This is a genomic window from Paenibacillus lentimorbus NRRL B-30488 (assembly GCF_000411595.1).
Classification (GTDB): domain Bacteria; phylum Bacillota; class Bacilli; order Bacillales; family Bacillaceae; genus Bacillus; species Bacillus velezensis.
In genome coordinates this window covers 291,232-306,009 of the sequence record NZ_ANAT01000006.1, presented here as the reverse complement: position 1 = coordinate 306,009, position 14,778 = coordinate 291,232, and the positions used below count along the sequence as shown (strand labels likewise).

At 46.0% G+C, this 14,778-nt stretch carries 8 protein-coding genes and 3 pseudogenes; all 11 read left to right on the top strand.

What is annotated here, in order from left to right:
• Positions 1-175: 175 nt before the first annotated feature.
• The 11 genes and pseudogenes from rnjB to ymfI all read left to right on the top strand — a co-directional run bounded on the left by rnjB (position 176) and on the right by ymfI (position 14,760).
• Positions 176-1,842: pseudogene (gene rnjB / locus D368_RS04125) on the top strand (ribonuclease J2).
• Positions 1,843-1,957: 115 nt separating this feature from the next.
• Complete coding sequence (locus D368_RS04120; protein ID WP_025851243.1) at positions 1,958-2,695, top strand: ClpP family protease; 738 nt, start codon at positions 1,958-1,960, stop codon at positions 2,693-2,695.
• Entirely contained in the window at positions 2,692-2,901 is a 210-nt protein-coding gene (locus tag D368_RS04115) for a YlzJ-like family protein (RefSeq protein ID WP_003154161.1), read from the top strand. The genes D368_RS04120 and D368_RS04115 overlap by 4 nt, the downstream gene beginning before the upstream one ends.
• 134 nt (positions 2,902-3,035) lie before the next feature.
• Positions 3,036-5,394, top strand: a pseudogene (locus D368_RS04110) (FtsK/SpoIIIE family DNA translocase).
• 123 nt (positions 5,395-5,517) lie between these two features.
• Entirely contained in the window at positions 5,518-6,243 is a 726-nt protein-coding gene (locus D368_RS04105; RefSeq protein WP_015388224.1) for a GntR family transcriptional regulator, read from the top strand.
• Positions 6,244-6,414: 171 nt separating this feature from the next.
• Complete coding sequence (gene bcbE / locus D368_RS04100; protein WP_423734604.1) at positions 6,415-7,572, top strand: bacillibactin exporter BcbE; 1,158 nt, start codon at positions 6,415-6,417, stop codon at positions 7,570-7,572.
• 112 nt (positions 7,573-7,684) lie between these two features.
• Positions 7,685-8,140, top strand: coding sequence for a MarR family winged helix-turn-helix transcriptional regulator (locus D368_RS04095; RefSeq protein ID WP_071391823.1), 456 nt, complete (start codon positions 7,685-7,687; stop codon positions 8,138-8,140).
• Positions 8,140-11,258 (top strand): annotated as a pseudogene (locus D368_RS04090) (MMPL family transporter). Before D368_RS04095 ends, D368_RS04090 begins: the two are co-directional and overlap by 1 nt.
• Before the next feature lie 151 nt (positions 11,259-11,409).
• The gene (gene yfmF / locus D368_RS04085) at positions 11,410-12,690 is read left to right on the top strand and encodes an EF-P 5-aminopentanol modification-associated protein YfmF (protein WP_014305019.1); all 1,281 of its coding nucleotides are present in this window, start codon (positions 11,410-11,412) and stop codon (positions 12,688-12,690) included.
• The gene (gene yfmH / locus D368_RS04080; protein ID WP_101563028.1) at positions 12,687-13,973 is read left to right on the top strand and encodes an EF-P 5-aminopentanol modification-associated protein YfmH; all 1,287 of its coding nucleotides are present in this window, start codon (positions 12,687-12,689) and stop codon (positions 13,971-13,973) included. The genes yfmF and yfmH overlap by 4 nt, the downstream gene beginning before the upstream one ends.
• Before the next feature lie 58 nt (positions 13,974-14,031).
• The gene (gene ymfI / locus D368_RS04075) at positions 14,032-14,760 is read left to right on the top strand and encodes an elongation factor P 5-aminopentanone reductase (RefSeq protein ID WP_101563029.1); all 729 of its coding nucleotides are present in this window, start codon (positions 14,032-14,034) and stop codon (positions 14,758-14,760) included.
• Positions 14,761-14,778: the final 18 nt, after the last annotated feature.

Genomic DNA, 14,778 nt, shown 5'->3' with positions numbered 1-14,778 from the left:
AAAATTTATACAGTTGAAATACGCGGTCATTCTCATTTTTATCGTGAGTTTGACCGTTTTGTATACATATTGGTTTTCCCTAAACCTTCCGCTTCTTCTTGTTTTCTAAAATTGATATCAGTTATAATAGGAACAAGTGATGATGGACGGGTATGAGACTAGGAGGATACAGATTTTGAAAAAGAAAAATACAGAAAACGTCAGAATTATCGCCCTTGGCGGCGTCGGAGAAATTGGGAAGAACCTATATGTCATTGAAATTGACTCAGACATATTTGTAGTGGATGCAGGGCTGATGCACCCTGAAAATGAAATGCTCGGTATTGATGTCGTCATTCCGGATATTTCCTACTTAGTAGAACGGGCTGACCGCGTGAAGGCCATCTTTCTGACACACGGGCACGATGAAAACATCGGGGGCGTCTTTTATTTATTGAACAAGCTGTCGGTGCCGGTATACGGAACGAAGCTTACGCTTGCATTACTGAGAGAAAAACTCAAGCAGTACGGGCATAATCGAAAAGCTGATTTACGTGAAGTTCACTCTAAATCAGTCATTACATTTGAATCAACGAAAGTATCGTTCTTTAAAACGATTCACAGTATTCCGGATTCAGTGGGAGTCAGCTTCAAAACATCACTTGGCTCTATTGTATGCACGGGAGACTTCAAATTTGACCAGACGCCTGCATATCACCAATCATGTGATATTGGCGAAATTGCCAAAATCGGAAACAGCGGCGTGCTCGCCCTGCTTTCTGACAGCGCCAATGCGGAGCGCCCGGGGTATACTCCGTCAGAAGCATATGTAAGCGGTGAAATTTCCGATGCGATGAACAATTCAGAAAACCGTGTCATCATTGCTGTATTCGCTTCTAATATCAACCGGATCCAGCAAGTGATACAGGCTGCCGTCCAGAACGGCCGCAAACTTGCAATCGCCGGAAAAAATCTGCAAAACGTGCTTCAGCTTGGGCGCAAGCTCGGCTATATTGAAGCCGAAGATGAAATGTTTATTCCTGTGCAGGATGTGAAAAAATATCCGAAGCGGGACGTGGCAATTGTTACAGCCGGAAGCCATGGTGAGCCGCTGGCCGCTCTTACGCGGATGGCCAAGCAGGCGCACAAGCAGCTTAACATTGAAGAAGGAGACACCGTTGTCATTGCATCAACACCGATTCCGGGGCATGAATTGATATATTCCAAAACCGTCAACCTGCTTGCCCGCGCCGGCGCTCAAGTGATTTTCGCCCAAAAACGAGTGCATGTGTCCGGTCACGGCTCGCAGGAAGAATTGAAACTCATGCTTAATTTGCTGAAACCGAAATATTTAATTCCGGTTAACGGTGAATTCAGAATGCAAAAAGCGCATTCCAAAATCGCAGAAGAGATCGGCATGAAACGCAGCGATATTTTCTTGATTGAAAAAGGTGATGTCGTTGAATTCCGCGGCCAGAATGTCAAAATCGGGGATAAAGTCACATACGGAAACGTTCTGATTGACGGCCTCGGAGTCGGCGACATCGGCAACATCGTGCTGAGAGACCGCCGCTTATTGTCACAAGACGGCATTCTCATCGTCGTGATTTCACTCGATAAGCAGAAGAAGAACCTTGTTTCAGGCCCTGAGATCATTACGCGCGGTTTCGTGTATGTCAGAGAATCAGAGGGGTTAATTGTACAAGCTACTGAGCTCGTCCGCTCTATCGTGACTGAAGCGACGGAAACATCTGCCGTAGAATGGTCCACGCTGAAACAAGCAATGCGTGATGCGCTGAATCAATTCCTTTATGAAAAACAAAACGCAAGCCGATGATCATTCCGATCATTATGGAAGTATAATGTATACAAAGCCGGAGCGCATCATGCTCCGGCTTTGTTTTTGTTCATGTCCCGGATGGAAATCATCATCTTTGTTCATAATACAAAGAGACATTCGGAAAGGGTGAAAGATAAAATGGATCATCGTATGGAAAACACCGAGGAACAGCAGCCCGAAAAATCAGATGCGAAAGACAGCATTATGAGCAAAATTCAGCAGCTGGGAGAGACATCTCTGCCGCAAATGTCCCAAGATACCAATATTCACTGCCTGACGATCATCGGCCAAATTGAGGGGCACGTCCAGCTCCCGCCGCAAAATAAAACAACCAAATATGAACATGTTATTCCGCAAATCGTCGCCATTGAGCAAAATCCGAAAATCGAAGGACTTCTGATCATCTTAAACACCGTCGGAGGTGATGTGGAAGCGGGACTTGCGATTGCGGAAATGCTCGCATCCTTATCAAAACCGACCGTTTCAATCGTACTCGGCGGGGGCCACTCCATAGGTGTGCCGATCGCCGTGTCATGTGATCATAGTTTTATCGCGGAGACAGCGACAATGACCATTCACCCCGTTCGGCTTACAGGTCTGGTTATCGGCGTTCCGCAAACGTTTGAATACCTGGATAAAATGCAGGAGCGGGTCGTCAACTTTGTGACCCATCATTCAAATATTTCCGAAGAAAAATTCAAAGAGCTGATGTTTTCAAAAGGAAACTTAACCAGGGACATCGGAACGAACGTAGTCGGCAAAGATGCGGCTGATTACGGACTAATTGATGACGTGGGCGGCGTCGGACAGGCGATAAAAAAGCTGAATCAGCTGATTGAGGAACGAAAGGGCGAGGAAGGAAGGATGATTCAATGATCCTTTATACCGTCATGCCCCAAGAAGTCGTTTACGGTCAGGATATAGAGCAAAGCGTGCATGAACAGGTAGATTACGCCGGCGTGCCGCTGCTAGTTGAGATGAAGGGAAATGAAGCTGAAGTCGTACAGATTTTAAGTACGAACCCGATGGATTTTCTGAATCCGGACATCGCTCCGGGACAAAAAATCAAGCTGAAAATCTAACCGGCATTCAGTCCGTTTCTCGGGGGCAAAATATGCTATAATAGGGGAATCCTACAGAAAAATGCAGCCGGCAAAAGGCTGCTTTTCTTCATGATGTATGATTTTACATTTTTTAACGCAGTAAGGTGATGAGTGTGGCAAAGAAAAAACGGAAATCTAAAAAGAAACAAGAGAGTAAGCTCAATCTAAAATACGAACTAAGCGGACTGCTCTGTGTTGCAATCTCAATTATTGCTGTTTTGCAGCTCGGCGTTGTGGGACAGACATTTGTGTACTTGTTCCGTTTTTTTGCCGGAGAGTGGTTTATTTTATGCTTAATTGCGCTCTTCCTTCTCGGAATTTCGCTGTTTTGGAAAAAGAAGAGTCCAAGCCTTTTAACGAGAAGAAAGGCGGGGTTGTACTGTATTATCGCCAGTATTTTGCTGCTGTCTCACGTGCAGCTCTTTAAAAATCTGTCTCATCACGGGTCGATTCGGTCGGCAAGTGTCATCGGCAACACGTGGGAGCTGTTTATGATTGACATGAAACAGCAGGCTGCTTCCCCTGATTTGGGCGGCGGCATGATCGGCGCGGTACTGTTTGCAGCTTCCCACTTTTTATTTGCATCAACGGGTTCACAGATCATGGCGATCGTGCTGATCTTAATGGGGCTGATTCTTGTAACGGGCCGTTCACTGCAGGAAACGCTCAAAAAGTGGACGAGCCCCGTCGGCCGGTTTATCCGCGGCCAGTGGCAGGCATTTCTTGAGGATATGAAAACGGTCAGAACGAATATGTCTTCGCCGAAAACAAAAACAAAATCAGGCAAAAACAAAAACGGGTTCAAAAGAAAAAGAAGAGCCTGAACCGGAGGAAGAGGAAGAGGAAATCATTTCGCCGATCATCCATTCAGAGCCGATTATTTCAAGCTTTTCAGACCGTCAGGAAGAGCCAGCCGAACCGCTGATTCCGGAAAAAACGCAGGAGACGGCGCAAGCGGCAAAAGATGAGCCTTCCGGCGGCGCTCAAGACAGTGACGAAACGGCTGCGGCTCCGCCGATGACGTTTACAGAGCTTGAAAATAAAGATTATCAAATGCCTTCATTGGACATTCTGGCTGACCCGAAACATACCGGCCAGCAGACCGATAAGAAAAACATTTACGAGAATGCAAGAAAACTCGAACGGACTTTTCAAAGCTTCGGTGTAAAGGCGAAAGTGACCCAAGTTCATCTCGGCCCGGCGGTCACAAAATATGAGGTGTATCCGGACGTCGGGGTCAAAGTCAGTAAAATCGTGAATCTGAGCGATGACCTCGCGCTGGCGCTTGCCGCCAAGGATATCCGGATAGAAGCGCCGATTCCGGGTAAATCAGCAATCGGCATCGAGGTGCCCAATGCTGAAGTTGCGATGGTTTCGTTAAAAGAAGTGCTTGAATCCAAGCTCAATGACAAGCCGGACGCGAAGCTTCTGATCGGCTTGGGACGAAATATTTCCGGGGAAGCCGTGCTTGCCGAACTGAACAAAATGCCCCACCTGCTCGTAGCGGGGGCAACGGGAAGCGGAAAAAGCGTCTGTGTCAACGGTATTATTACGAGCATTCTGATGAGGGCCAAACCGCATGAAGTGAAGATGATGATGATTGACCCGAAAATGGTTGAGCTGAATGTGTATAACGGCATTCCTCATCTGCTTGCGCCGGTCGTGACAGATCCGAAAAAGGCCTCGCAGGCTTTGAAAAAGGTCGTCAATGAGATGGAGCGCCGCTATGAGCTGTTCTCCCATACGGGTACGAGAAATATAGAAGGCTATAACGACCATATTAAGCGGTCAAATGCCGAAGAAGAAGTCAAGCAGCCTGAGCTGCCGTACATCGTCGTCATCGTTGACGAGCTTGCCGATCTGATGATGGTCGCTTCTTCCGACGTGGAAGATTCAATTACGAGACTTTCACAGATGGCGCGGGCAGCGGGAATTCATTTGATTATCGCGACCCAGAGGCCTTCAGTCGACGTCATTACCGGTGTTATTAAAGCCAACATCCCGTCAAGAATTGCCTTCAGTGTCTCATCTCAGACCGATTCACGGACAATTTTAGACATGGGCGGCGCTGAAAAACTTCTGGGGCGCGGAGACATGCTGTTTCTGCCTGTAGGCGCAAATAAGCCGGTGCGTGTGCAAGGGGCATTTTTATCGGATGAAGAGGTTGAGCATGTCGTCGATCATGTCATTACGCAGCAAAAAGCGCAGTATCAAGAAGAGATGATTCCGGAAGAAGTGTCGGAAACACACAGTGAAGTAACGGATGATCTCTATGACGAAGCGGTCGATTTGATTATCGGCATGCAGACGGCATCAGTCTCCATGCTTCAAAGGCGGTTCAGAATCGGATATACGAGAGCAGCCCGTCTGATTGACGCAATGGAGGAACGGGGCGTCGTCGGGCCGTATGAAGGAAGCAAACCGAGGGAAGTACTATTATCTAAGGAACAATATGATGAGCTCTCTTCTTAAAAAGGAGAGGGTTTTCACTGAAAATGATATCACCAAAATCATTCCTATTTATTTTTTATTAAAACATGATATAGTTGTCCCAATTGTTCAATAATTTATGAAAGTGGTTTACGGAGGGGAAACATGTCTACAAAAGCTGACAATCGTCACTTGTACCTAAAAGTGATTGAGCGAATCAAAGAGGATATACAAAACGGAATTTACACCGAAAAGGAAAAGCTTCCTTCTGAATTTGAGCTTTCAAAATCTATGGGTGTCAGCCGGGCAACTCTGCGTGAAGCTTTGCGTATCCTTGAAGAGGAGCATGTGATTATCAGAAGGCACGGTGTGGGCACTTTCGTCCATACAAAACCGCTGTTTCTTTCAGGTATTGAACAGCTCAACAGCGTGACGAAAATGATTCAGCAGGCGAACATGGTGCCGGGTACGATTTTTTTGTCGTCTCAGGTCATCACGCCGTCTGATGAAGATATCGCTAGATTCCGGCTTGAGCCTGAGCAGGAGCTTTTTTATTTGGAACGCGTGAGAACGGCAAGCGGCACTCCGGTCGTTTACTGTTTAGATACGATTCCGATGCACATTCTGCCGAATTCTTTCTGTCATGAACAGGAATCTATTTTTGATCTTTTGGAAAAAAACTCCGGGTCTGTGATCAGCTATGCCGTTGCTGATATCGAACCGATCGGATATCACGATACGATTTCACCGGTTTTGGAATGCGAGCCGGAGACGGCGCTTTTATTGCTGAAGCAAACCCACTATAATCAGAATGATGAACCTGTGCTGTATTCATTAAATTATTTCCGGGCTGATAAGTTCAGTTTTCATGTTGTAAGAAAACGTTTTTAAGACAGACGCGTCATGTGTCTGTTTTTTTATTTGCCGCTTCAATACATACTTTGTTTTCCGCAAGGCACAATAAAACAGGAAACAACCAAGTATAGTGAATGGGTGAATAAGTTGAGTAAGAAGAAAAATGGAACAAAAAATATCATTGCTCTGGCTTCTGTACCGCTCGTGATGACACTCGGGAATTCCATGCTGATTCCTGTGCTTCCGATGATTGAAAAGAAGCTGTCCATATCGTCTTTTCAAGTATCGTTAATTATAACGGTCTATTCGATTGTGGCGATTATTTGTATTCCGATTGCCGGATATTTGTCCGATAAATTCGGAAGAAAAAAGGTTCTTCTGCCTTGTCTTCTCATAGCCGGTGCGGGCGGAGCGCTTGCCGCGATAGCTTCCACCGCGTTCAAGCATCCTTATCCCATTATCTTGGCGGGGCGGGTGCTGCAGGGAATCGGTTCGGCAGGGGCGGCTCCTGTAGTGATGCCGTTTATCGGTGATTTATTCAAAGGGGATGATGAGCGGATTACCGCGGGGCTCGGCGACATTGAGACATCAAACACGGCCGGGAAAGTATTAAGCCCGATTCTCGGGTCGCTCTTGGCTGCATGGTTTTGGTTTATGCCGTTTTGGTTCATTCCGTTTTTTTCGCTCATCAGTTTTTTTCTCGTATTGTTTTTGGTGGCAAAGCCGGAGAAACAAAAAGAAGCGCCTTCTATTTCCGAATTTGTGAAAAATGTCGGCCGCATATTTAAGCGTGACGGACGCTGGCTCTTTACGGTATTTATCATCGGCTGCGTGATTATGTTTTTGCTGTTCGGGGTTCTTTTTTATTTATCAGACTCACTGGAGAAGAAATACGGAATTGACGGTGTGGCTAAAGGAGCGCTTTTGGCAATCCCGCTTTTATTTCTATCCGTCAGTTCATATATATCAGGCAGAAAAATCGGGAAAGACCAAGGCAAAATGAAGTTTTGCATTGTTTTCGGAATGAGTGCCGTGACACTGTCGTTTATCGGCCTATGGTGGAATCACAGTTTTTATTTATTATTTATCTTTTTGTGTGTCAGCGGTATCGGTATCGGAATAGCATTACCGGCATTAGACGCTGTCATCACAGAAGGCGTAGACAACGAGGAATCGGGAACCATCACCTCATTTTATAACAGCATGCGGTTTATCGGAGTAGCGGCGGGACCGCCGATCTTTGCTGCCCTGATGTCAAATGCAGGCTGGCTGATTTTTATTTTATCCGCTTTTTGCGGCATTGTGTCTGTATTTTTAGCGCTGTTAAATATCTCATCACAAGCAAAAGAAAAAAGGAATCATTAAAGACGGTGTAATCTGCACTGTCTTTTTTTATTTTGAAGATTGACATGATATCGTCAAGTCGTTATCCTTTTTAATAGTTAAACATTTTAACTATTAGGAGGAGGGGGAAAAGGTGCATGAAGAAAAAGTAAAGCAGCTGATTCAGCGTTATTCCGATGTATACCTGCACGTCTTAAAAAAAATTGACAGCATTATCGCTGAAAAAGTGAACAAAGAGCTGACATTGGATCAATATTACATACTCCGCTATATTATGCTCAATCCGGATTGCAAATCAATTCAACTGGCCGCGGTGTGCCACGTCAACAAAAGCGCCATTACATCGATGACGAACCGCTTGTATGAAAAAGGCTACATCAATAGAGAACGCAGCCAAAGCGACCGCCGGAGCATACTTTTAAATGTCACGGAAAAGGGGACGGAAGTATTTCACCGTGTGGAGCGGCGGATTGAGGAACTCGTCCGTTCATATATTATGTATTTTGATGAAGACGAGGCGGAGATGTTCGTTAATACATATGAAAAATTATATCGATTGATGATGACAGAGGAGGATCAGCAGACATAATGAAAAACATTATCCGAGCCCGCTGGATCATCGCCGCGGTATGGATCGCCGCAACGGTGATATTTATGCTTACAGCGCCTGATATGGCTGAATTGACACGGGAGAAAGGGCAGATTTCCGTACCGGACGGATATTCCTCTTCTTATGCCCATGAATTGCTTGATGAAATGTCTGATTCAGATGCACCGTCTTCTTCTGCCGTCATCGTATTTCACGAAAAAGGCTTAATGACAGACAAAAAAGATCGTCTGGAAGAAGCCGTCAGCACTTTGTCTGAACAGAAAAAAGCGCTTCAGATTAAAACGGTGACTTCATACTTCGGGGAGAAAAATGACGACATCAAAAAACAGCTGCTGTCAAAAGACAGACAAACGATGCTCGTTCAGCTGCAGCTTGATACATCCAAAAACGATATCCTCGAAATAAAAAATAAAATTGATAATGAGCTGAAACCGTACGGCGTATCATACGGCATTACAGGCCAGTCGCTGATTGACGAAGATGTGTTAAAAAGCTCACAGGACGGCTTGAAAAAGACTGAATATATAACGGTCGCTTTTATCTTGATCGTGCTGATCCTTGTATTCCGGTCAGTGGTCGCTCCGTTTGTGCCGCTTTTATCTGTATTGATATCTTATTTAGTCAGCCAGTCGATTGTCGCATTTTTAGTCGGCCAGCTGAATTTTCCGCTCTCAACTTTTACGCAGATTTTTATGGTTGCGATTATGTTCGGAATCGGTACAGACTACTGCATTCTGCTTCTCAGCAGATTTAAAGAAGAACTGTCGCATGGCGCTGATATAAGAGAAGCGATCGTCGTCACCTACAAAACGGCCGGAAAGACGGTTTTGTACAGCGGCGGTGCGGTGCTGATCGGATTTGCCTGCATAGGATTTGCGACATTTAAGCTGTATCAGTCGGCAGCCGCCGTTGCGGTCGGTGTCGCGGTGCTGCTGCTTGCGCTCATGACGATCGTGCCGTTTTTTATGGCTGTTTTAGGAAAAAGACTGTTTTGGCCTGTTAAGGGCGATATTTCCCATCCTCAAAGCAAAGCATGGGAAACGGCAGGGCGGTTTTCATTTAAAAGGCCGCTCATCAGTCTTGCAATCGTTGCGGTATTCACCGTCCCGCCGATCCTTCTTTACAAAGGATCGCTATCTTACAACAGCCTTGACGAAATCGGGGATAAATATGAATCCGTCCGCGCGTTTAATACGATTTCAGGCGCATTCGGCCCGGGAGAACTTCTTCCGGCCACAGTCGTCATCAAAAATGATGAGACTCTAAATACCGAAAAACACCTGATTGACATCGAAAAAATCAGCAGAGAACTTGAAAAAACAGAGGGTGTAAAAACGGTCAGAAGCGCCACGCGCCCTGCCGGAAACGGATTGAATCAATTATTTGTCACAAATCAGGCAAAGCAGCTACAAGAAGGGCTTGATAAAGGCAATACAGGACTTGAAAAAATCACGGACGGATTAGGGCATGCCGCAAAGTCGTTAGCTGATTCACAGCCGCAGATCGAAGAATCGGGGAAAAGCGTCAATCAGCTTATTGACGGAACATTGTCTCTGAAATCCGGGCTTTCTGATATAGGAGAAAACCTGAATAAACTGCAGGCTGGCTTGAATGAGAATAAAGCCGGCGTCGCCCAGATGAGAAATCAGATTGAAGAGCAAAAACAAATGCTGACTTCACAGCTAAAACAAAACAGCGGTCTCGCTTCAGAAACGCAAAACGCTTTAAAATTGGTAAAAACCGTCCTGCCGATGAAAGATGAAGCCAGCAGACAGCTTGCCGATTTGAACAAGCAGCTTGCCCGGCTGCCGTTTGCAAAATTGGAAGCGTCAATACCGTCAGTCAAAACCGATCCCTCTTACAAAGAAATCAAATCGGCCTTTACGGGTGTACAGTCAGCCGTTTCCAAGGCAAACGCGGATGCAGAAGCGTTTTCTAAACAGGTCGACAGTCAAAAGGATCATCTGCAGCAAGCGGAAAAACAATTTGCCCGGCTGGCAGCCGCACAGAAGAAGATTGACACTCAAATTAACGCAATGATCAATGGACTGACCAGTATTGAAAACGGTCTGCAGCAAGTGTCAGACGGACAGGGGGCTCTTGCAGGACAAATGCCCCGCCTTGAATCGGCGGCAGGACAGCTCGCGGAGGGTCAGAAAAAAATGAAGAGCGGTCTCGGTGATTTTTCTTCCCGGCTCAGCGATCTTTCTTCAGGCCTTAACGATAGTGTAAAAGGGCTCAAGAAAGTATCAAGCGGCATGATGGGGGCGAATGATTACCTGGGTGAGCTTCACAAGGCGTCAGATAAAGAAATGACAGGCTGGTTTGTGCCGAAAGACGCGTTGACAAACAGTGATTTCACTAGCGTGTTTAATACGTACATGTCAGATGACAGAAAAACGACAGAATTGACCGTCGTTCTTGATAACAATCCTTACTCAAATACGGCCATTCAAGATATTCAAGCGATCAAAGCGAGTGTAAAAAGAGCCATTCCGAACACAGATCTGAAGAATGCCTCTTTCGGCGTTTCGGGAATCTCCAGCATGAATGCCGATCTGAAAGAAGTATCGGATTCAGACTTCAAACGGACGGCAATGTTTATGCTGGCGGGAATTTTTCTGATTCTCATCATGATGCTGCGCTCTCTCATTATGCCTGTTTATTTAGTGGCGTCGCTCGTACTGACGTATTTCGCATCCATCGGCGTGACGGAATACATCTTTACACACTTCTTCGGGTATCCGGGCGTAAACTGGGCCGTGCCGTTCTTCGGCTTTGTTATTTTGATGGCTCTTGGTGTGGATTATTCCATCTTTTTAATGGACCGCTTTAATGAGCTGAAAAAAGAAGGAACGGGGCCCGCAATGATCAGCAGTATGAAAAATATGGGTTCCGTCATCATTTCTGCGGCGATTATTTTAGCGGGAACCTTTGCGGCCATGCTGCCGTCAGGCGTTCTTTCCTTATTACAGATTGCAACCGTGGTATTAACAGGCCTTCTCATGTACGCAATTGTCGTCCTTCCGTTTTTGTACCGGTCATGGTGAAAATATTCGGAAGAGCCAACTGGTGGCCTTTCAATTTGAAAAAATAACGTTCAATGCCTCTGCCTGTTTTCGGGCAGAGGTTTTTTGTTTCCTTATAAATCCTCCAGTTGATATAATTACATCTGCGCACTCTTTTTTGCGAATGCTGAAATTTGGTCATAATACATACTATTAAAGAATGAACGAAGGAGGTTTCACATGACTTACGTAAATGAAATGAAGTCAAAGCACGGCGGGATCACCGCCCACATCGTAAAGACTGAGAAATTTAAAACCGTTTCGCTGACGTTTAAAATGCTGGCTCCTTTAACGAAAGAGCTTGTAACAAAAAGGGCGCTGTTTCCGCATGTGCTTCTGCGCGGAACAGAAAGCCGCCCGAAAACCGCTGATCTGCGTTCTTATTTTGATGAGCTGTACGGCACATCCGTTTCAGCTGATCTGACAAAAAAGGGAGAACGTCATGTCATTACGTTCAGACTTGAGATTCCTAATGAAAAGTATCTGAAGGACCGCACACCGTTATTGGAAAAAGGCCTTCAGCTTTTATCAGAGCTTGTCTTTTCGCCCGCTTTGGAAAACGGCGCCTTCCTGCCCCTTTATGTCACGCAGGAAAAACGGACGCTGAAACAGCGGATTCAAGCCGTATATGATGATAAGATGAGATATTCTAATCTGCGTCTCGTTCAGGAAATGTGCAAAAGCGAACCGTATGCCCTTCACGTCAACGGCGAGTTCGATGATGTTGAACACATTACACCGCAAGATTTGTATGAAGCCTATCAAAAAGCCATACGCGAAGATCAGCTGGACCTGTACGTCATCGGCGATGTTGATTCAGATCAGGTGAAAACGGCTGTTGATACGTATTTTAAAACGGAAGAACGGGAGCTGCAGCCTTTTGAAAGAAGCGCGGCGAATGAACAGCCCGATCCGAAGGAAGTCATTGATGAAGAGGATGTCAAGCAGGGCAAGCTGAATATCGGATTCCGGACCAATACGACATATACAGACCCGGATTATCCGGCATTGCAGGTGTTTAACGGGCTGTTCGGAGGGTTCTCTCATTCAAAGCTGTTTATAAATGTCCGTGAAAAAGCGAGTCTCGCCTACTATGCAGCCTCAAGGGTGGAAAGCTTCAAAGGGCTTTTGATGGTCATGTCGGGCATTGAGGTGAAAAATTATAAGCAGGCCGTCACCATAATCGAAGAACAATTTCAGGCTATGCAAAACGGTGACTTTTCAGAGGACGATATCGCCCAAACGAAAGCCGTTATTAAAAACCAAGTGTTAGAAACGATTGATACGGCATACGGCTTAGCGGAATTTCTGTATCAGCAGGCTTCAGCCCAAGTGGAGATACCGATCGAAACTTTCCTCGACAATATCGAGAAAGTGACAAAAGAGGACATTATCAATGTCGGAAAGAACATTAAGCTGGATACGACTTATTTCTTAAAAGGGACGGGGGGAGCATCTTGACTAAACCGATAAACTTCGAACAGCTTCAGGAAACGCTGTATCATGAAAAAATGGCAAACGGCCTTGATGTCTATGTGCTGCCGAAACAGGGTTTTAATAAAACATACGCCGTGTTTACGACAAAGTACGGTTCCATTGACAATCAATTCGTTCCTTTAAATAAGGAAGAAATGGTACACGTCCCTGACGGAATCGCGCATTTTCTGGAGCATAAACTGTTTGAAAAAGCGGACGGCGACGTGTTTCAGGACTTCAGTAAGCAGGGGGCGTCGGCAAATGCCTTTACATCATTTACACGAACCGCTTATCTGTTCTCCAGCACTTCTAATGTAGAGAAAAACCTGGAAACACTCGTGGATTTTGTTCAGGACCCGTATTTCACGGAAAAATCAGTTGAAAAAGAAAAAGGCATCATCGGTCAGGAAATCAATATGTATGATGATAATCCGGATTGGCGGCTGTTTTTCGGCCTTATCGAAAATATGTATAAAGACCACCCCGTGAAAATTGACATTGCCGGAACGGTGGAGAGCATCTCTCATATTACGAAAGATCTGCTGTATGAGTGCTATGAAACATTTTATCACCCGAGCAATATGCTGCTCTTTATCGTGGGTCCCGCAGATCCTGAAGCGGTCATCAGCCAGGTGCGGAAAAACCAGGAGAAAAAGCCGTTTACAGACCAGCCTGAAATCAAACGTGAAGAGGTTCAGGAGCAGGAAGCGGTTTTCCGCCGGGAGCAGGAGTTAAAAATGAACGTGCAAGGCTCAAAATGTCTTGTCGGCTTAAAGGCGAAAGACCCTTATAAAACGGGGCGGGAGCTGTTGAAGCACGAGCTCAGCATGAACCTCATGCTTGAATGTCTCTTCGGAAAAAGCTCACCGCATTACGGCAACTTGTACGATAAAGGCTACATTGATGAAACCTTCAGCTTTGATTACACGGCTGAATACGGATTCGGTTTTGCCTCTGTCGGAGGAGATACACCGGAGCCGGATAAGCTCGCTGACGAATTAAAACAGATGCTTCTTGATGCAGAATCAGCCGTGACTGCGGAAAAACTTGACCTTGCGAGAAAAAAGAAAATCGGGTCATTTTTAAAAGCGCTCAATTCACCTGAATATATTGCCAACCAATTCACACGCTACGCCTTTTTAGATATGAGTCTGTTTGATGTCGTAACCGTACTGGAGCAGATCACCCTGGAAGACGTAAAGCGGGTCATTAAAGAAGAAATATCAGAAGACAGGCTGACAGTCTGCAAAGTCGTGCCAAAATCATAACAAAACATCCCTCACGCCCTGAGGGATGTTTTTCTGGGGAAAGAAGGAGTATTGATTGATGAAACAGACAGCGCTCGTAACCGGAGCAAGCGGCGGAATCGGACAAAGTATAAGTGAAGTCCTCGCAAAAAACGGATATGACGTCCTTTTGCATTATCACTCTAATAAGGAAGCCGCACACAGGCTTGCGGAAAGGCTGAGCGCATCATTCGGCGTAAAAGCCTCCGTTATACAGGCGGATCTGTCCTCACCGGATGGCGCGGAGACACTCAGCCGTTCCGTTAAGCAGCCTGTGGATGCTCTGATATTAAACAGCGGCAAAAGTCATTTCGGCCTGATTACGGACGTTACGGATGACACGGCGCGGGAGATGGTGCAGCTGCATGTGACGAGTCCGTTTCTTTTGGCGCGTAATCTGGTGCCCGGCATGATCCGGAAAAAAAGCGGGAGCATCGTCGCGATCGGTTCCGTCTGGGGAGAAACAGGCGCATCGTGCGAGGTATTATACAGCATGGTCAAAGGAGCGCAGCATTCGTTCGTCAAAGCGCTTGCCAAAGAGCTCGCTCCGAGCGGCGTCCGCGTGAATGCAGTCTCGCCGGGTGCCGTTGATACAAATATGCTTGATCAGTTCACGTCTGATGAAAAAGAAGCGTTGGCAGATGAAATTCCCGCGGGCCGGCTGGCGAAGCCGGAGGAAATCGCCGAAGCGGCGGCCTTTTTATTATCGGACAAGGCTTCCTATATTACGGGGCATATATTATCCGTAAACGGCGGCTGGCACTGCTGAAAAAAATGTGTGTATAGT